We start from the raw sequence: 19462 nt of genomic DNA on the forward strand, positions 1-19462 counted from the left end.
CGAAGATTACCACACCTGCAGTCCAACCGACCCCCGCTCAACGGTGCCGTTCACCCGGAAGCCTCAACCACACGCGAAAAGGCGGCCCGAGCGCAATGCTCGGGCCGCCTCGGCGAGTGAAGCTCAGTCAGCTTCCGCCGATCCAGTCTTCGACTGGACCTCGATCAGTTCGCGGGTGCGGCTTCATCCTCGACGATGAGCGGGTACACGCCGTTCTCGTCGTGGACCTCACGGCCGGTGACCGGCGGGTTGAACACGCAGGCCATGCGGAGTTCTTCCTCGGCCACGACGGTGTGCTTCTCGTTTCCGTCGAGCAGGTACATGACGCCGTCGTGGAGCGGGTATTCCTTGCCGGTCTCCAGATCGGTCAGCGTTCCCTTGCCCTGCACGCAGTACACGGCTTCGACGTGGTTCTGGTAGTGGAACGTCGAGGTGGTTCCGGCGTAGATCACGGTGTCGTGGAACGAGAATCCGACGCGCTCCTTGCCGAGCACCATGCGGCGTGAGCGCCAGGTCTCGGACTTCACATCGCGGTCGGTGTCGTTGAGGTCATCGCGGTTGACTACGTACATCTGTGGTCCTTTCGCAAAAGGTCGGTGGAAGTGTTCAGGGGGTGGGCCGCCGACGTCCGTCGCACATCAACGGCGTCCCTCGGCCCGGGTGGACGATCGAACCGGTGAGCTCGATTCCGCCCACAGCTCGGGCCGGCGCCACAGCTGCGACGCCGGCCCGGCAGAGGTGGGTCAGGCCAGCGCGGCCGTGGTTGCGGCGGGAGCGAACTTGGCCACTCCGGCCTCGATGATGTCCAGACCCGCCTGCAGATCGCGCGAGTCGATCGTCAGCGGCGGCATGATCTTGATGACTTCGTCATCGGCGCCCGAGGTCTCGAGCAGGAGACCGTTGTCGAAGGCGTAGGCGGCAACCTTCCCGGCCACCTCGAGGTCCTCGAAGCACAGGCCGGCCAGCAGGCCGCGTCCGCGGATCGAAGCGCCTTCGGCCTTCTCGACGATTCCGTCGAGGCGCTGGTGCAAAGCGGCGATGGTGTCGGCAAGCTGGTTCTGGAACTCGTTGTCGGCCCAGAAGGTCTTGATGGCGGCGGTGGCAGTGACGAACGCGGGGTTGTTTCCGCGGAAGGTGCCGTTGTGCTCGCCGGGCTCCCAGACGTCGAGCTCGGGGCGGAACAGGGTCAGTGCCAACGGCAGACCCGAACCGGAGATCGACTTCGACAGGCAGACGATGTCGGGCTCGATGCCGGCTTCTTCGAAGCTGAAGAACGAACCGGTTCGGCCGCAGCCGGCCTGCACGTCATCGACGATGAGGAGGATGTCGTGCTTCTTGCACAGGTCGGACAGAGCGCGCAGCCATTCGGCACGTGCGGCACGGAGCCCGCCCTCGCCCTGCACGGTCTCGACGATGACAGCGGCAGGCTTGTCGACACCCGAGCCGGAGTCCGCGAGGACCTTCTCCAGCCACAGGAAGTCGGGCACCTCGCCGTCGAAGTAGTCGTCGTAGGGAATCTTCGAGCTGTTGGTCAGCGGGATTCCGGCGCCTTTGCGCTTCATCGAGTTGCCGGTCACCGACAGCGAGCCCAGCGTCATGCCGTGGAAGGCGTTGGTGAACGAGAGCATGTGCTGACGTCCGGTCACCTTGCGGGCGAGCTTGAGAGCCGCCTCGACGGTGTTGGTGCCCGTCGGCCCGGGGAACATGACGGAGTAGTCGAGTCCGCGCGGCTTGAGGATGAGGTCCTGGAAGGTCTGCAGGAACTCACGCTTGGCCGGGGTCTTCATGTCCATCGAGTGGAGCACGGCACCCGACTGCAGGTATTCGATCAGCGGGTTGATCACGGCCGGGTTGTTGTGGCCGTAGTTGAGTGCACCGGCACCGGAGAAGAAGTCGAGGTATTCGTTGCCGTCTTCGTCCCACTGCTTGGCGCCCTGCGACCGGGCGAAGGTCGCCGGCCAGGAACGGCAGTAGCTGCGAACCGCTGATTCGCGAGTTTCGAAGATGTCGGGCTTGTCAGTTGGTGTGGGCTTGGCGCTTTCAGTCATGACTTGAGTCCTTTCGACTTCCAAAGTTGTGCGTCTGCATCGGATGCAGTCGCCGAGGCGGTGGCCGCCGCTTATTGCGGGCGATCTCTTCCGCCTCCTGGCACCTGGCGCGTCCGCTCCCTTGCAGCAGGGGTCCGCGCGGCGCCGGGGTGGGGCTCGTTACAGGGGTGCGATCTCGTAGAGGTACTCGGTGTCGTGGCCGTCCGGGTAGAGGTCCGGGGTGAACAGCGGGCGACGGTCGAAACCGGCCCCGCGCTTCTCCGCGAACGTCTGGAACAGACGGTTGGACGCCGCATTGTCATCGGTGATCGTCGTCTCCATCCGCAGAGCACCGGTACGGTCGGCCAGCTCGTTGAGCATGGTCGATGCGAGTCCGTGTCCGCGGAAGTTCTCGTCGACGGCGACCTGCCAGATCATCAGGGTGTCCGGATTCTCCGGACGGGTGTAGCCGGTGACGAAGCCGGCGGGCTCTCCGCCGATCCGTGCGATCACCGAGGTGTCCGCGAAGTCACGGCACCACAGCAGGTACGAGTACGAGGAGTTCAGATCGAGCACGGCTGTGTCTTTCGCGAGCCGCCATAGATGTTGCCCGTCCTCCAGCTCAGGAGTCCGGACGTCGATTTGCGTCTTCGGTTCAGCGAGTGCGTTAATCACGCCAACAAACCTAGCGGGATGAGAATGAGCGTCAACCTCGAAACTGTCGATTCCGGGCCACTTTCACAACGCTGCCCCCGGCCTGCCGACATGTAACAGACCCGACTTTCCCCATGGCATCTCTGGGATGCGTCGGGGCGCTTCTTCGCGCTCATACCGCGCCAGAGGTTCGTTATCGTTTCGTTACATTTTCGCGGAGTTGGAACAAGGGTTCCACGTGTTCCATGTCACTTCACCCGAATTGGGACAGCAAGGAGGCCTGTTGGTCCGCAGGGCATCCGAGGCCCTGTGAGCGGCTTCGCGTTGGTTTCGGAGATCAGGTCGCCTCGGCAGTGCGATGGGCAGTTCGAAATGTGGTCGCTATCGGATGCCTGCACCCAAACAAAGGTCGCTATCGGATACTTTTCAGCGCTGAAAGTATCCGATAGCGACCTATTGGCTGTGGGCTTGTCTATGGGCAGGCAGCCTCAGCCCCTCGTCCCAGGTGCCAGCCCCACACCCCAAGACGCACCCGCCTCAGCACTCGACGACGTTGACGGCGAGGCCGCCCATCGCTGTCTCCTTGTACTTCGAGGACATGTCCGCACCGGTCTGGCGCATCGTCTCGATCACCTCGTCGAGGCTGACCCGGTGCTGGCCGTCGCCCCACAGTGCCATGCGGGACGCATTGATGGCCTTGCCGGCGGCGATCGCATTGCGTTCGATGCACGGCACCTGCACGAGTCCGGAGATCGGATCGCAGGTCAGGCCGAGGTTGTGCTCCATCGCGATCTCGGCGGCGTTCTCCACCTGCTCGGGCGTCCCGCCCATCACGGCGGCCAGTCCCCCGGCGGCCATCGACGAGGCGGATCCGACCTCACCCTGACAGCCCACCTCGGCGCCGGAGATCGACGCCCGCTCCTTGTACAGGACGCCGATGGCCGCCGCGGTGAGCAGGAAGTCGACGATGGCCCGGTGCTTCGCGGACTCGCCGCCTTCCACCACCGCTGGAACGTAGTTGAGCGCATAGTGCAGCACGGCGGGGATGATGCCGGCCGCCCCGTTGGTGGGTGCAGTGACGACGCGGCCGCCCGAGGCGTTCTCCTCGTTCACGGCCATTGCGATGAGGTTGACCCATTCGAGGTAGTAGCCGGGGTCCCGGTCGGGATCCTCGGCCTTGAGTTTGAGGTACCAGTCGTGTGCGCGGCGACGCACCTTGAGCCCTCCGGGCAGATAACCGGACCGGTCCAAGGACGCCGAAGCGCATTCCTCCATCACCGAGTAGATGTGGAGCAGGCCGTGCCGGATCTCGTCCTCGTCACGCATCGACAGTTCGTTGGCGTGCATGATCTCCGCGATCGACAGGTCGTTCTCGCGGCAGCGTTGCAGCAGTTCGACACCTGAATGGAAAGGATAGGGCAGCTCGTCGTCGTAGGACTCGAGTTCGGCATCGACGACAGAGTCCGCGACCGCGAACTCGACATCGCTGCCGCCGTCGCCGCCCCCGCCGTCAGCCACATCGCCGCCGTCGTCGGCAGCACCGTCGCCGCCCCCGCCGGCGCCAGCCTCGGCGGTCTTCTCCTTGTCGAGGAATTCGGTCTCCGAGGTCACGAAACCGCCGCCGACGGAGTAATAGGTCTCCTCGGCGAGGGTCGCCCCGGCAGCGTCATAGGCGGTCACGGTCATGGCATTCGTGTGGCGCGGCAGCACGGTCAGGGGGCGTTTGACCATGTCATCCTCGGTGAACGAAAGCTCGACGCCGTTGCCGGTCGAATCGCCGAGGATGATCGTCCCGGTCTCGGACATCCGCGTCCGCCGGGCATTGAGTTCGTTGGCTTCGATGAGATCGGGGCGGCAGCCCTCGAGTCCGATGAGGATCGCGTCGAAGGTCCCATGACCGGCGCCGGTGGCGGCCAGGGAGCCGAACACGTCGACACGCAGATCCGCCACGGATCTCAGCGAATCGCTCAGGAGGTCGATGAAGCTCGCGCCGGCACGCATCGGCCCGACGGTGTGGGAACTCGACGGTCCGATGCCGACTGTGAAGAGGTCGAAGACACTCAATGGCATGGCAATCACTTCGTTTCTGATGAGATGACGACGGGGCCGACCGAACAGCCGTGCACTCATGTGCATGGCGTGCCGATGCCGACGATGTGTCGGCACCGACCTCGACCGACCCCGCTTCAGGGTTTGTGTCCTCCGCCCGAAGGCTGAGGCTCAGAGAGAGTTCGCCTCGGCATAGGCGGCGGCGTCCATGACTTCGCCGACCTCGGTCACGGCGACCTCGAACAGCCAACCCTCACCGTAGGGGTCGGAGTTGAGCAGTCCGGGTGAGTCCACGGCCGCCTCGTTGATGGTGACGACCTCGCCGGTCACCGGGGTGTAGAGATCGGACACGGACTTCGTGGACTCGACCTCACCGCAGGTCTCGCCTGCGGTGATGGTGTCGCCGACCTCGGGCAGGTCGACGTAGACGACCTCACCGAGGGCGTCGGCGGCGACGGCGGTGATGCCGACCTTGACGGTCTTGCCGACGAGTTCATCGGCGGCGCCGTCGACCCATTCGTGTTCGGCGGAGTAGGTGAAGTTCTGCGGGAGCGGGGGCAGCTGTGCCATCTGTCTTCCTTACTGCGACCGCCGGTAAGCGGCGGTCACGACGTTGTTGTGCCGGGTGGAACCAGTCTACGAGTCACCGGTCCCACCAGGATGAATCGTGGGTGAGAGCGTCAGTCGGCCTGGCGCTTGTAGAACGGCAGCTGTGTGACGGTGAAGTCATGGGCCTTGCCGCGGATGTCCACGGTCACGGCGGTGCCCACCTCGGCGCGGTCCCGGTCGATGTAGGCCAGGGCGATCGGGTGGCCGAGGGTCGGTGAGGGCTGACCGGAGGTGACGGTGCCGACCTCGGAGCCGTCGATCGACACGGCGGCTCCGGAGCGGGCGGCGCGGCGCCCCTCCGAGCTCAGGCCGACGAGCACGCGCGGCGGTTCGGTCTCACCGAGTTTCGCCAGAGCCTCGCGGGCGAAGAATTCGTCCTTCGTCTTGAACCCGATCATCCGGCCCAACCCCGCGTCGAACGGGGTGGTGTTCTCATCGAGTTCGTTGCCGTAGAGCGGCATTCCGGCTTCGAGGCGCAGCGAATCGCGTGCGGCCAGACCGCAGGGCACGAGACCGTAGTCCGCGCCCGAGGTCACGAGCGTGTTCCACAGGCGGGCGGCGCCGATGTTCGGGGTGTAGAGCTCGAACCCGTCCTCACCGGTGTATCCGGTGCGGGCGAGCATGAGGTCGATCCCTGCGATCGTCAGCGGCATCCACGCGTAGTACCCCAGTTCGCGCACCGCCCGACCGATGGTGATCTTCGCATCCCCCGCCGAGGTGGCTCCCCCGTTGGCATCGTCGGTGACCTGGGCCTTCGCCTGGTCGTCGGCGCCGGTGCGGGGTCCGAATTCGCCGTGGCCGGACTCGTCGAGGGCGCGCAGGATGATCGCCTCCGAGTTCGGGCCCTGCACGGCGATGAGCGCGGTGGCATCGGACTCATCGGTCAGGTGCACATCGGAGCCTGGTGCGACGGTCTGCACGAACTGGTGCACGCGGTCCTTCAGCGCGGCGACCACAGTGGGCGTGTTCGAGGCGTTGGGGACGATGAGGAACTCCTCCTCACCGATGCGGTAGGTGATGAGGTCGTCGAGCAGGCCACCTGCCTCGTTGACGATGACTCCGTACTTGGCCTTGCCGATCTTCATCGTCGAGTACTTCGCGACGAGCGCGTAGTCGAGGAAGGCGGCGGCGTCGGTTCCGCTGATGCGCACCTCACCCATATGTGAGAGGTCGAAGAGGCCGGCGGCCTCACGCACGGCACGGTGTTCGGCGAGTTCCGAACCGTATTTCAGCGGCATGTCCCACCCGCCGAAGTCGGTGAACGAGGCACCGAGCTCTGCGTGGATGCTGTGCAGCGGAGTCTCTTTGGGTGTGTTTCCGGTGGTGTCGGTCATCACTTGTCCTCTTCCTCGAACTCTTCGAAGGCCTCTGGCGGCGGGCAGGAGCACACCAGGTTGCGGTCGCCGTAGGCTCCGTCGATGCGGCTGACCGGCGGGAAGTACTTCGTGTGGCGCAGTCCGGGAACGGGGAACACCGCGGTCTCGCGGCTGTACTTGCCGTCCCAGTCGTCCATGACCACGGTCGCCGGGTGCGGCGCGAGGGCCAGCGGCGACTCTTCGTAGGTATACGAATTGCCGATCTCGTCGATCTCGGCGCGGATGGTGCGCATGGCCTCGATGAAGCGGTCGAGCTCGTCCTTATCCTCGGACTCGGTGGGTTCGACCATGAGGGTGCCGGGCACAGGGAAGGCCAGGGTCGGGGCGTGGAAGCCGAAGTCGATCAGCCGCTTGCAGACGTCCTCGGCGGTGACTCCCGTCGCCGAGGTGATCGCGCGGAGGTCGAGGATCGTTTCGTGGCCGACGAGTCCGTTCTCACCCGAGTAGAGGACGGGAAAGACGTCGCCGAGCTTCTTCGCCAGGTAGTTCGCACCGAGCAGAGCCGAGCGCGAGGCCTCGCGCAGCCCTTCGGCGCCCATGAGTTCGAGGTAGGCGAAGCTGATGGGCAGGACTCCTGCGGAGCCGAACATCGATGCGGAGATCGGCAGCTCCTTGGCCTCCGGGTCACCGGCGACGAGTTCCGGCAGCGTGGCATCGCCGGGCAGGTACGGGGCGAGGTGTTCGCGCACCGCGACGGGGCCGACTCCGGGTCCGCCTCCTCCGTGGGGGATGCAGAAGGTCTTGTGCAGGTTGAGGTGGGAGACGTCGCCGCCGAATTCGCCGGGCTTGGCGAGTCCGACCATGGCGTTGAGGTTCGCACCGTCGACGTAGACCTGGCCGCCGGCGGCGTGCACCTTGTCGCAGACCTCGCGGATCTGCGGTTCGAACACACCGTGGGTCGACGGGTAGGTGATCATGATGCCGGCGATTGCGCCTTCGTGCTTGGCGATTTTCGCATCGAGGTCGTCCATGTCCACGGATCCGTCATCGGCCGTTGCGACAACCTGGACCTGGAGACCGGCGAGCACTGCGGAGGCGGCGTTCGTGCCGTGAGCGGACTGCGGGATGAGCACGACGGTACGGGCATCGTCGCCGTTCGCCACATGGTAGGCACGGATGGCGAGCAGTCCGGCCAGCTCACCCTGCGAGCCGGCGTTGGGCTGCAGGGACACGCGGTCGTACCCGGTGACCTCGACGAGCGAGTCTTCGAGGCGGGTGATGAGCTTCCGCCAGCCCTGGGTCTGCTCGACGGGGGCGAAGGGGTGGATGGAGGCGAATTCCGGCCAGGTGATGGGTTCCATCTCGGCGGCGGCGTTGAGCTTCATCGTGCACGAGCCCAGCGGGATCATCGTCCGGTCGAGTGCGAGGTCCCGGTCGGACAGGGTGCGCAGGTAGCGCATCATCGAGGTCTCGGAACCGTGGGCGCTGAAGACGGGGTGGGTGAGGAATTCGGTGCCCCGTTGGAACTTCGCATCAAATGCGGGCTCGGGCACGGCGTTGGCTCCGAAGGTCCCCGCCGAGGCGGCTTCGAAGTCGTCCGCGTCGACCCGGGCAAGGATGCCGAGGGCTTCGAGCAGGCCGTTGGCGTCGGCCACGGTGTGGGGCTCGCCGAAGGAGACGCCGACGGTCGAGTCGTCGATGACACGGATGTTGAATCCGGCCTGGTCGGCGACGTAGCGGGCGGCTTCGGCATCGGCCACGCGCAGGGCGACGGTGTCGAAGAAATCCCAGGTGAGAACCTCGGCGCCGGGGGCGGTGTCCGCGGCACCGGCGAACGCGTGGGCGAGGCGGTGGACGCGGGAGGCGATGCGGGTCAGGCCGATGGGGCCGTGGTAGACGGCGTACATCGAGGCGACGTTGGCGAGCAGCGCCTGCGCGGTGCAGATGTTGGAGGTCGCCTTCTGGCGGCGGATGTGCTGCTCGCGGGTCTGCAGGGCCAGGCGGTAGCCCGGCTTGCCCTGGGCGTCTTTGGACACTCCGACGAGGCGGCCTGGCAGCTGGCGCTGGAGTCCGGACTTCACGGCCATGAAGCCGGCGTGGGGGCCGCCGAAGAACAGGGGCACACCGAAGCGCTGGGCCGAGCCGACGGCGATGTCCGCGCCTTGGGAGGCGCAGTCCTTGAGCAGGGTCAGTGCCAGCAGGTCGGCGTCGAAGGTCACGAGTGCTCCGCGGTCATGCGCGCCGTCGACGGCGACGGTGAAGTCGCGGATGGCGCCGGTGGTGCCGGGCTGGGCGCAGACGATGCCGAAGATGTCTTCGCCGACGAGACCTTCGGCGAGGTCGGCGACGGTGACGCGGAAGTCCATGGCCTTGGCCCGGGCGCGGACGACGGCAATGGTCTGCGGGTGGAGTTCGGAGTCGAGGACGACGGTTGTCCCCTTCTTTACGGCGCGACGCATGAGCAGGACCGCCTCGGCGACGGCGGTGGCTTCGTCGAGGAGGGAGGCATTGGCGATGTCGAGGCCGGTGAGGTCTTGGATGACCTGCTGGAAGTTCAGCAACGCTTCGAGGCGGCCCTGGGAGATCTCGGGCTGGTAGGGGGTGTAGGCGGTGTACCAGGCGGGGTTCTCGACCAGGTTGCGGCGGATGACGGCCGGGGTGATCGTGTCGTAGTAGCCCTGGCCGATGAGCTGGGTGCGCATGACATTCTGGTCGGCGAGGTCGCGCAGATCGTTCAGCACGTCGAATTCGGAGCGGCCCGCGGCCAGGTTGAGTTCGTCGTTCTGGATGGATTCCGGGACGGCAGCGGAAGAGAGCGCTTCCAGGGAGTCATAGCCGAGTTCGGCGAGCATGGCCTGCACGTCATCGGCGCGAGGGCCGATGTGGCGGTCGGAGAAGGGGCGCGCGGTGTCCCCTGTTGCCTGCGTCGTATGGGCGAGTGAACTGGTCAATTGCCGTCCTAGGGTCGGTGTCGCGTCCACCGATGGGAGGACGCAGCGATCACTGAGTGTCCTCCCCGATCTGTCGGACCGGAGTCCTTCAGATATGCCTGCAATCGGTGGTACTGGGCCTGAGAGTTTCCCGGGGAGGGAATTGCACCTACGGCGCTGCTCGGTGTCCGGCTCGGTTCGGCCTGACAGCGGCAGCTCTCCCACGTCTTGTCTTAGCGGCGTATGAAGTTATGCGCAGAACCAACGAGGCCTTGGTGGGCCCCGGCTGAGACTGCGCCTCCGATTCTAGTGAATGAAATCACCCTCGACAAACCCCCTGCTGGCCCTCTCGCCGTGACCGCTCGTCGGACCGCTGCGAGGCCCAACTCCCTGCGGCAGCGCCGCCTGGCCGCGTATGCAGGAATGGGTCGCTATCGGATACTTTGCTTGCTCAGAAGTATCCGATAGCGACCTGGATTCGGGCCGCAGTATCCGAATGCGACCCATGTTTGAGCTGCCGGTTACCGGCAGTCGACGATCAGCCGCAGGCCACTCAGTCTCAGGCGCTGCCGCCGGCGGTGACGACTCCTCCATCTGCGGTGAGCACCTGGGCGGTGATCCAATCGGCGTCGTCCGACGCGAGATAGGCGACGGCACCGGCGATGTCCTGGGGAGTCCCTAGGCGTTTGACCGGGTACGCGGACGCAACCTCTACCTCCCTGCCCTCGTAGAGCGCGGTGGCGAACTTCGTCTTGACCACTGCCGGGGCGACGGCGTTGACACGGATGTCGGGACCGAGCTCGACGGCGAGGGTCTTTGTCAGGTGCGAGACCGCCGCCTTCGAGATTCCGTAGAAGCCGATGCCCTCGCTCGGCACCTGCCCGGCCACCGAGGAGATCGCCACCACCCGCCCCCTGTTCTCGCGGAAATTCAGGCCATTATGATGGACGGCGTCCTGCACCCAGGCCAGCGTGCCGAGCACATTGACGTCGAAGATCTTTCGCGCGGCGTCGAGCTCCATGTCGACGAGCGGACCGTAGACCGGGTTGATTCCGGCGTTGGCCACGAGCACATCGAGGCGACCGAACTTCTCAGCGATCGTGTCGAACACCTCTGACCTGTGAGCCGGGTCGTCGGCCTTGCCGGCGATGCCTATCGCCGTGCCCTCGGGGAACTCCGCGACTGCCTCGCCCAGCGCTTCGGGCTTGCGCGCGGTGAGGATGACGGTGGCGCCTTCGGCCTGCAGACGATGCGCGATCCCGAGCCCGATGCCGCGGCTGGCACCCGTGATGACGGCAACCTGCCCTTCGAAACGACGTCCTGAATTCGGTTCCGCAGAGGCGGCTGTCGGCTGTGTTGCTGAGGTGCGGTCTGACATTGATGAACTCCAGTGTTCGTGCAGTGACATGGTCATTCGGCGCTGACCTGGCGAATCGCCGGGAAGCGAGCGTTCGTTCAGCGATCGGTAATCATCGTAGGCATAGCCGTTGGAGGAAGACAAGGACTGCGGCACCAAGCGAGCGCACTGGACGAGAATGGAGTCATGAATCATCTCGAGTTCCACCTCGACGTCGGCCCGGCCGCACAATTCCCACTCGCCCGCGACGCGGTCTTCTCGTGGGCACTCCAGGACCTCGCCGGCGTCGTCGTCCGCCCGTCTCGCCGGGTGGTCGAGGGCCAGATCGTCGCTCTGCGGCTCAACCCCGCATGGCCGACCTCGCCGAGGCGGCTGCGCGGTCGGGATCTGCTCGTGACGGTCGGCGCGTGCATCGTCTCCGAGGTCATCGACGAGGCTGACCGCGCCGGATTCACCTACCGCACCCTGCCCGGTCACTTGGAGAACGGAGAGGAGACCTTCCTCGTATCCGCGGATGCTGAGGGCCGCCTCGCTGCCTCAATCACCGCGGATTCGGTGCCCGGTCGTCCGCTGCTCAAGGCGGCCGGTCCGATCACGACCGCCTCGCAGATGATGATGGCCAAACGCTATACGTCCGGGCTCAAGAAGCTGCTGGCCCGGTACGCGGAGATTCCGCGCGCACCGGCAGCCCAACCGCGGCGATGATGCGCGTGCCGCCATCACCGGAGAACACCCTACTAGCGGCATCAAGACTGCTGGACCGAGAACTCGAGCTGCTCGAGGTCTTCACCGCAGGCCAACACGCCCTCACCCTCTTGGCCGCCGACGGCGATTCCGAAGTCGTCGTTCGGGCCTTTCCCTCGGGAGACGACGCCGTGGCCAGAGAACTCGCCGCGCTCGAACGAATCGCCTCGCTCGGGCCGATGGTTCCTCACCTCGTCGCCGCCAGCGCGGGCGCCGCGGAACCGCTCATCATCACGACCAGGGTCGCCGGATCGACGCCCGATCCCCGCGCCGACCTCTTTGCCGTGGCGCGGCAGATGGCGGCGGCACTGTTCGCCATCCATGGACTCGACGGCACCGGACTGCCCTTAGCACCCATGACAGCACCGTCCGGGGAGACTACAATCGGCCACCGCGCACAACAGGCATTCGGCCGACTCGACCTCCGCGATCGAGTGCTCTCCCACGGAGATTTCTGGATCGGCAACGCTCTGTGGGTGCGTGATGAGACCACCAAGGCATCTCAGCTCACGGGGGTCGTCGACTGGTCGGGAGCCAAGCACGCTCCGCGGGGCTTCGATCTCGCCTGGTGCAGGCAGGACCTCGTCCTGCTCGGCTCCCCCTCTGCTGCCGAATCGTTCCTCGCCGAGTACGAGGCACGACTCGGTGCCCCGATCTCCGACATCAACGACTGGGATGTGCAGGCGGCGGCGAGCGCGGCCGATCGTGTCGAGACCTGGCTGCCGAACTATCACGGCATCGGACTCACCGACATGACGGCCGAACTGCTGCGCAGCCGCCTCGAGGAGTGGAACGCGTCTTTGTGAGAACTGCAGAGCCAGCAGCCCACCGCCCCAGCGCCTCACTACCGCGTTGCAGCCGCGCCCACTGCCACTCACGCTGATAATAATTACCTATAACAGCATTAATGACTCTCGTTTATTGAATATTTCGATATATGATGGCGTCAGCCGCACAATGACACTGCCGCACCGCTGCGCCACTGAACCGTCGGCCGCAGGATGCCACCGTCCGGACACACACGAAGGAGAGTGACCCATGGACAACTCGGAACTCGACGACATCCTGTCAGCCGTCCGCGAATTCGTCCGCGAGAAGGTCGTCCCGCTCGAGACCCAGGTCGAAGATGAGGATGCCTTCCCCGAAGCCATCATCAGGGAATCCGCCGAGATGGGCCTCTTCGGCTGGGCCCTGCCCGAGGAGTACGGCGGGCTCGGGCTCAACGCCGAACAGGACGCACTCCTGGCCATGGAGCTCGGCTACACCACCCCGTCCTTCCGGTCGCTGTTCGGCACGAACAACGGCATCGCCGGACAGGTGCTCGTCAACTACGGCACCGATGAGCAGAAGTCCGAATGGCTGCCCCGCCTGGCCTCCGGAGAGGTCGTCGCCTCCTTCGCGCTGACCGAATCCGAAGCCGGGTCCGACCCCTCAGGCCTGCGGACGAAGGCCGAACGCGTTGGCGAAGGCTACATCATCAACGGCTCCAAGCGGTTCATCACCAACGCTGAGGCATCCGATGTCCTCGTGGTCTTCGCCCGCACCGACCCGAAGGCCACGGGCTCAAAGGGCATCTCGGTCTTCCTCGTGCCCACGAAGTCCGAAGGCGTGACCGTCGGCCCACACGATCACAAGATGGGTCAGGCCGGCGCCTGGACCTCGGAGATCTTCTTCGACGACGTGCGCGTGCCTGCCGCCAACCTCATCGGGGGTGAGGAGGAGAAGGGCTTCTACGCGGCCATGGCCTCACTCAACAAGGGGCGCCTGCACATCGCCGCGATCTGCGTCGGTCAGTCGATCCGCATCCTCGACGAATCCGTGCGCTTCGCCGCCGAGGCGAAGCAGGGCGGGGAACCGATCGCCCGGTTCCAGCTCGTCCAGGCGATGCTCGCCGATATCTACACCGATGTTGCCGCCGCCAAGTCGCTCGTCCTCTCGGCCGCTGGGCGCTGGGACGCCGAGACCGATCGCAAGCTGGGCCCCTCCTCGGCGAAGCTCTTCGCCTCCGAAGCACTCGCCCGCATCGCCGACAAGGGCGTGCAGATTCAGGGCGGCATGGGCTACATGCGCGAGTCCGCGGTCGAACGCTTCTACCGCCACGCACGCCTCTTCCGCATCTATGAAGGCACCTCCGAGGTCCAGCGCGTCGTCGTCGCCAAGCAGCTGCTGAATGGCGCGCACAAACCGCAGTTCAGTCTCTGAGAACAACCGACCACGCACGAAAGGCATCCCATGACTGAATCCACAACCGCGAACTCCGGCATCACCGTCACCGACACTGGCGGAGTCACCGCCATCCCCGGACTGCTGACCGGCAAGGTCGCCGTCGTCACCGGCGGCGCGCAGGGACTGGGTTTGGCGATGGTGCGCAGCCTCGTCGACTCGGGAGCCAAGGTCGTCATCGCCGATATGAATGAGGAGAGTCTGCAGGCTGCTGTGGCCGAACTCGGCGGAGACGGAGTCGCCACGGGCGCGGTGTGCAACGTGTCCGACCTCGAGGCCGTCGAAAAACTCGCCGAGGCGGCCACGACCGCATTCGGCGGTATCGACATCTGGGTCAACAACGCCGGCATCACCCGCGATGCGACGATCCGGAAGATGACCGAGCAGCAGTTCGACGACGTCATCTCCGTGCACCTGCGCGGCACATGGAACGGGCTCAAGGTCGCCACCGCGCTCATGCGCGAGCAGGACCGCGGCGGCTCGAGCATCAACGTGTCCTCGATCAGCGGCAAGGTCGGCAACCCCGGACAGTCGAACTACTCCGCAGCGAAGGCGGGCATCGTCGGCATGACGAAGGCCGTGGCCAAGGAAGTCGCGTTCAAGGACATCCGCATCAACGCCATCCAGCCCGGCTTCATCAACACCGCCATGACCAAGGCCATGCCGCAGCACGCGATCGACTCGAAGCTCGCCGAGATCCCGCTCGGCCGTCCCGGCGAACCCGAAGAGGTCGCCTCCGTGGTGCTGTTCCTCGCCTCCGGACTGTCGAGCTACCTCACCGGCACCGTCACCGAGATCTCCGGCGGCCGCAACATCTGATCCTGGGCACGTCAATTCGGAGGGAGAAGAATGATGATTTCGGACGAGGAAATCAACACTTCTCTCCCTCCGAATTCCTCGTGCAGCGGATGGACCGCCTCGGCGAGGTCAGGCGCGGTATCTGATTTCGCCGCCGACGACGGTGAGCGCGACTCGGGTGTCGCGGATCGCTTCGGCGTGGGCGAACAGGGCTTCCTCGGAAGCGTAGCCGAGGAGGCCGTCGGCCGACGTGCGTGAGACGGCCGAGTCGCTCGACTGCGCGGCCGCCTCGGCGGCCACACCGGCAATGGCGCGCGCGGCGACCTCGGGATTGAGCCCTTCGGCCACGCACGGATCGGTGTCGACGACGATGAAGTCGGCATCCATGCCCGGCGCCAGATATCCGCGCCGGTCCTCGAGCCCGGCGGCGAAGGCCGGTCCCTGCGTGTGCAGGCGAATCGCCTCGACGGCGCTCAGGCGACGGTGCGGCTGGAAGGTCGTCGACGCGTCACCGGAGATGTTCGACCTGGTCATCGCGGCATAGATCGCGGCGAAGGGGTTCGCATGCTCGACCGGACCGTCGGAGCCGAATACCACGTGCGCCCCGGCATCGAGCAGGTCGGGCCACGCATAGGCGGCCAACTGCGCGGACTCGTCGATGAGGTGGAGCAGGTGCAGGTCAGAGATGCAATGGCGCGGCTGCATCGACGCGAGCACCCCGAGCTCGGCGAACCGGGCAACGTCGGCCGGCTGGATGAACTGAGCGTGTTCGACGCGGTGACGCAGGGGTCGGCCGAACTTCTCTTCCGCGGCCTTCGTCGTCTCCCGCAGGCGGTCGTAGACACCGAGCACATGGTGGTTCGCCTGATCGCCGATGGCGTGGATGGCCACGGAGATTCCCGCCTCGGTGGCGATGTGTGCCTGGTCGAAGAGTTCGTCTTCGGTCATCTGCACGACACCGAAGTTCTCGTCCTCACCGTCGACCGCGGGAAACGCTGAAGACATGTGCGAGGTATGCGAGCCGAGCGCCCCGTCCGAGAACAGCTTCAGCCCGCCGCACTGCAGCCAATCATCCCCGTCACCGGTGTGCCAGGCGGTTTCGATCGCCCACGGCACTTCGGGTGAACGCAGGAACAAGGTCACGCGCAAGTCCTGGCGACCGGCCGCATGCAGGTCGTTCCAGCCCAAGGTCGAGGCGATGCCGTCGAAGTCATGGATCCCGGTCAGCCCCTGTGACAGGAAGAGCTCCTGCGTGGTGGCGAGGCGTTCGACCTGGTCCTCGCGGCTGGGTTCAGGGATGAAGCGGGCGACGAGATCGGTGGCGTCTTCGCGCACCAGACCGGTGAGCTGCCCGTCATCGTCGCGGACGAAGCTGCCGCCCGAGGGGTCGGGGGTCGTGGAGTCGATGCCGGCGATCTCGAGGGCGTGGGCGTTGACCCACAGGGTGTGCAGGTCGAGTGACCACATCGCCACGGGGTGGTCGGGAACCTCGGCGTCGAGGAGGTCCCGGTCCGGATAGGACGGGTCCTCCCATTTGTTGAGGTCCCAGCCGGAGCCGACCACCCAGGCGCCCACCGGAAGCGAATCGGCGCGTTCGCGGATGGCCGCGACCGCCTCGGCGAGCGATTTCGTCTGGGACAGGTCGAGGTCGGTCAGCGAATCGGCGTACATGATCGAGTGGATGTGGCCGTCGACGAATCCGGGCAGGATGACCTGCCCGCCGCAGTCGATCTCGTCGATCTCGAGGCCGGGGATGACCGTGGTCGCACCGACCCCACCCGCCGAGGCGAGCGCCGCCGTCGTCGACGACTGCGCGGCGGCGATGTCGAGCAGTTCGGCCCGGGTGCCGATGGCCACGATGGTCTCCCCGTCGACGAGGATCGCATCCGGGGCCGGCTGTGTGAGGTCGAAGGTCGGGGCGGGAGTCGGGTCGGGGACCGTGTCAGGGCCCGTGTCTGTGTTCGATGCACCCGGGTCGGATGCGATCGACGCAGCGGTGTTCGAGGCGGGGGTACTCGAGGCGGGCTGGGGTGCGAAAGTGCGCACCACGGCGTTGGAGAACAGACGCATGGGCACCAGTCTAGAGCGGGCGCGGCGAAGTCGCTGAGTGAGCCGATCACCATCCCCTCCTTGCTACCTGACGGCGGCTCAGCAACCTGGCGTGAGGTTGCTGCGCCGCCGTCAGGTAGTAATTGGTGGGCGAAGGTGAGGGCGCAGCCGGTCTTTTCTACGAGGAGTAGAATCGAAGGCATGACTCACTTCTTCAGCACCGATGACTCGAGGCTGGCGGCGAGCGCTCGGATCATCTTGCCCGCCGTCTGGCTCGGGCTCATCATCGGCATCTCGCTCATCGAGGCGCCGCTGAAGTTCACAGCCCCCGGCATCACGATCCCGGTGGGGCTGGGCATCGGTCGGCTGGTGTTCGGAGTGATGAACTGGGTCGAGCTCGTCATCGCCGCGATCCTGTTGTGGGCGCTGCTGAAGTCGGGTGTCGATCGTGTCTACCGCAGTGTGGCCTGCGGGCTCATCGGAGTGCTCATCATCAAGGTCATCGTCATTCGGCCGCTGCTCAATCAGCGCACGGATGCGGTTCTCGCCGGCGTCGATGAGGGTGGGTCGTCCTTGCATCTGCTCTACATCGTTGCTGACGGACTGCTCCTCGTGGGGTTGGTTGCCGCACTCGTGCTGGCAGTGCGCCGTTGGGTGACGATCCGGCCGGCCGTCGAGGCAGACGACAAATAGAGGAGGCCGCCGGGTCTGCTCAGACCGAAAGCGCAGCCGCCTTCCGCGTCCTCACTTTGGTTGAGGAAGGCCGCGAAAAGGATCCGGCGGTCAGGAACATCAGCGCCGTTCTCTTCGGGTGGCCGCTGGAGGCCGACGCAGGAATTGGCACTGAACGGCGCCCTCACCGAGTGCCGAGGCGTGGTCACTCAGCGGCCTCCTCGGCGGATAATCGCTTTCTGATCAGATCATCGGTATAAAACTCGATGCACCACACAAAACTCGATACCCAACTGCACAAAACCCGGTGGTCAACAGCTCGAAAGTCGATGCGCGAGCTCTGCATCATTCGTGGGGACTCCCGACCATCTGCTTCAGCTCCGGCACTTGTGTGAAGATCTTGTCCCGAAAGTCGTTGAGCCTGAATACGTCATCGAAACTCAGATGGATGACCTTATACCCCATACTGAGAAGCCGGTTGTGCTGTTCGCCTTCTCTCCGGATCAGCGAGGGTCCCACCAGAGCGTATTTCTCACTTCCGTCGACCGCGAGGATCGTTCGTGCCTGTTCGTTGAGAAAATCCACTCGCGCTATGAAGCCTTTGTTGTCTCGGACTTCGATCTGCTGTTCGAACCCCGTCAGCTTCAAGGCGATGAGGTTGAATCGGCAGTTGCTCTCAGCAGGACTCTCTGAGAACGGATCGATCGCATCAACCATCCGCTGCGCGGTGACCTGGCCCGACCGCATGCGAGCAACCGCAGGGTAGAACGCCGTCGCGACAATTCGACGCGCCTCGGCCTGAAACTTCTCCGTATACCCGAACTTCGGATTGAAGCCAGGGAATTGAGCGGTCGTCATCTGCCGCAGCACCCACTCCATTGCCGCAAATGCTTCGCGTTGCCCCGAAATCCGAATGAGGTCCAAAGCCGTCCTAACCGCCGAGGTGGCCGTCAGATGACCGAATCCCACCTGATCCTCTGCGGGAACCTCGCCCCGCACACGGATGATCTCCTTCGTGTGCGAATTGCTCCGCGGGTGTTTGACCGCGATCGCTTTCGATGTGTCCTTGTACAGAGGGATTCCGTGAAGGACCGCTGCCGACTTGCCAACGATCACATCCTCTGGTCGATACCAGCGATAGCTGCGGATACGAAGTGCACGGAGCTGAGTCTGGTACCTGAAATCATGCTTCAAGTCGGATGGAGTTCTGTCGACATGGAAGCTGATCCAATCGTCGTCTCTGATGAATGCCGCAATTCGGCTGTGGTCTTTCACCTGGCACTCGCGGATCACCGAGTACACCCCGCGGCAGAGACGAATCAGACAACAGCCCAGCGCACTCTTGATCGTTTTGGAAGAGATACCGGCTGCGGAGAATTCTTCACGATAGATCGTATTCGTCATCTGGCGAGTATCGGCATCAGCGGCCCGCCGTCAGAACCCCCTGGCGCTGGGGTTGTGGACAGCGTTTCGTCGTCCACAAGTCAACGGCGGTCGAGTCGAGTTCGTCTCCACAGGCCGCTGATGAACGTCGCCGCACAAGAATTTCTGAGATCACGCACCTGCTGAGCACCGCCGAGATGGGTTCCGTCCATGAGGACCGAAGCTCGCACTGACTGTCTGGATTCTCGCAAGTCGTCGCACGAGCAGGTCTTCCACAGTGTCTGGTGAGCGGGTGAGAACTCAGTCCACGAATGTGCAAGTACAGTAATCGCCTTTTGCGCCATCCGTGATCGACTTTCGTCCGAACCGTCATCGCCTTTTGATCGATGCATCGGGTTCGAACTCGATGATTCGATCAAAAGGTGATGAGCGCCCGAAAGTCGCCCCAATAGGTGCCCCGGCCACCCCCAGCCACCCCAGCCATCCCAGCCACCGCACGGGGCAGACTTCACGCACGGGCAGCCGTCCCCGCCGCCAGCAGATCAGCAGCACACAGCCAGAAGCCTCAGAAGTACACCGCCAAGGGACCGCGGGGCCCGTCGATGACGTCGACGGGAGTGTCGAACACCCGGGACAGCACCTCACCGGTCA

The 19462-nt window shown here is 65.1% G+C and carries 15 protein-coding genes and 1 riboswitch; of the genes, 5 read left to right on the plus strand and 10 right to left on the minus strand.

Going from position 1 to position 19462, the window contains the following annotated elements:
- Nucleotides 1-164 precede the first annotated feature (164 nt).
- From ACTIIH_RS09605 to ACTIIH_RS09640, 8 genes are all read right to left on the minus strand, one after another.
- Nucleotides 165-572 carry an ectoine synthase gene (locus tag ACTIIH_RS09605; protein ID WP_101554808.1) on the minus strand — a complete coding sequence of 136 codons (408 nt, stop codon included), beginning with the start codon at nucleotides 570-572 and terminating at the stop codon, nucleotides 165-167.
- A gap of 171 nt (nucleotides 573-743) precedes the next feature.
- Nucleotides 744-2048 carry a diaminobutyrate--2-oxoglutarate transaminase gene (gene ectB / locus ACTIIH_RS09610; RefSeq protein ID WP_441451578.1) on the minus strand — a complete coding sequence of 435 codons (1305 nt, stop codon included), beginning with the start codon at nucleotides 2046-2048 and terminating at the stop codon, nucleotides 744-746.
- A gap of 159 nt (nucleotides 2049-2207) precedes the next feature.
- Entirely contained in the window at nucleotides 2208-2702 is a 495-nt protein-coding gene (gene ectA, locus ACTIIH_RS09615; RefSeq protein WP_025778552.1) for a diaminobutyrate acetyltransferase, read from the minus strand.
- A 516-nt stretch (nucleotides 2703-3218) separates the two neighbouring features.
- Nucleotides 3219-4751, minus strand: coding sequence for an L-serine ammonia-lyase (locus ACTIIH_RS09620; protein WP_441451579.1), 1533 nt, complete (start codon nucleotides 4749-4751; stop codon nucleotides 3219-3221).
- A gap of 150 nt (nucleotides 4752-4901) precedes the next feature.
- Nucleotides 4902-5300 (minus strand): glycine cleavage system protein GcvH, encoded by a 399-nt coding sequence (gene gcvH, locus ACTIIH_RS09625; RefSeq protein WP_025778548.1) that lies wholly within the window; start codon nucleotides 5298-5300, stop codon nucleotides 4902-4904.
- 110 nt (nucleotides 5301-5410) lie between these two features.
- The gene (locus ACTIIH_RS09630) at nucleotides 5411-6673 is read right to left on the minus strand and encodes a glycine cleavage system aminomethyltransferase GcvT (protein WP_441451580.1); all 1263 of its coding nucleotides are present in this window, start codon (nucleotides 6671-6673) and stop codon (nucleotides 5411-5413) included.
- On the minus strand, nucleotides 6673-9606 hold the full coding sequence (gene gcvP, locus ACTIIH_RS09635; RefSeq protein WP_441451581.1) for an aminomethyl-transferring glycine dehydrogenase: 2934 nt from the start codon (nucleotides 9604-9606) through the stop codon (nucleotides 6673-6675). The genes ACTIIH_RS09630 and gcvP overlap by 1 nt, the downstream gene beginning before the upstream one ends.
- A 98-nt stretch (nucleotides 9607-9704) precedes the next feature.
- A riboswitch (glycine riboswitch) is annotated at nucleotides 9705-9819 on the minus strand.
- 325 nt (nucleotides 9820-10144) lie between these two features.
- Nucleotides 10145-10963: an SDR family oxidoreductase gene (locus tag ACTIIH_RS09640; RefSeq protein ID WP_441451582.1), complete on the minus strand. Its 819-nt coding sequence runs from the start codon at nucleotides 10961-10963 to the stop codon at nucleotides 10145-10147.
- 165 nt (nucleotides 10964-11128) lie between these two features.
- Here ACTIIH_RS09640 and ACTIIH_RS09645 point away from each other — a divergent pair, with 165 nt between their 5' ends.
- The 4 genes from ACTIIH_RS09645 to fabG all read left to right on the plus strand — a co-directional run bounded on the left by ACTIIH_RS09645 (nucleotide 11129) and on the right by fabG (nucleotide 14728).
- A complete protein-coding gene (locus ACTIIH_RS09645; RefSeq protein WP_441451583.1) occupies nucleotides 11129-11647 on the plus strand; it encodes a DUF1990 domain-containing protein in 519 nt (172 codons plus the stop codon).
- A 5-nt stretch (nucleotides 11648-11652) separates the two neighbouring features.
- Nucleotides 11653-12492: a phosphotransferase family protein gene (locus tag ACTIIH_RS09650; protein WP_441451584.1), complete on the plus strand. Its 840-nt coding sequence runs from the start codon at nucleotides 11653-11655 to the stop codon at nucleotides 12490-12492.
- 232 nt (nucleotides 12493-12724) lie between these two features.
- Nucleotides 12725-13888 carry an acyl-CoA dehydrogenase family protein gene (locus tag ACTIIH_RS09655; protein WP_441451585.1) on the plus strand — a complete coding sequence of 388 codons (1164 nt, stop codon included), beginning with the start codon at nucleotides 12725-12727 and terminating at the stop codon, nucleotides 13886-13888.
- Nucleotides 13889-13918: 30 nt separating this feature from the next.
- Nucleotides 13919-14728, plus strand: coding sequence for a 3-oxoacyl-ACP reductase FabG (gene fabG, locus ACTIIH_RS09660; RefSeq protein WP_441451586.1), 810 nt, complete (start codon nucleotides 13919-13921; stop codon nucleotides 14726-14728).
- Between the two features lie 108 nt (nucleotides 14729-14836).
- Here the strand turns inward: fabG and ACTIIH_RS09665 are convergent, their stop codons facing one another.
- Nucleotides 14837-16777 carry an amidohydrolase gene (locus ACTIIH_RS09665; RefSeq protein ID WP_441451587.1) on the minus strand — a complete coding sequence of 647 codons (1941 nt, stop codon included), beginning with the start codon at nucleotides 16775-16777 and terminating at the stop codon, nucleotides 14837-14839.
- A 180-nt stretch (nucleotides 16778-16957) separates the two neighbouring features.
- Between ACTIIH_RS09665 and ACTIIH_RS09670 the strand changes: the two genes are divergently transcribed.
- Complete coding sequence (locus ACTIIH_RS09670; protein WP_441451588.1) at nucleotides 16958-17449, plus strand: hypothetical protein; 492 nt, start codon at nucleotides 16958-16960, stop codon at nucleotides 17447-17449.
- Nucleotides 17450-17773: 324 nt separating this feature from the next.
- Here the strand turns inward: ACTIIH_RS09670 and ACTIIH_RS09675 are convergent, their stop codons facing one another.
- Entirely contained in the window at nucleotides 17774-18832 is a 1059-nt protein-coding gene (locus ACTIIH_RS09675) for an RAP domain-containing protein (RefSeq protein WP_441451589.1), read from the minus strand.
- Between the last annotated feature and the right edge of the window lie 630 nt (nucleotides 18833-19462).

The sequence above is a fragment of the Brevibacterium sp. genome (genome assembly GCF_052105255.1).
Lineage (GTDB): Bacteria > Actinomycetota > Actinomycetes > Actinomycetales > Brevibacteriaceae > Brevibacterium > Brevibacterium linens_B.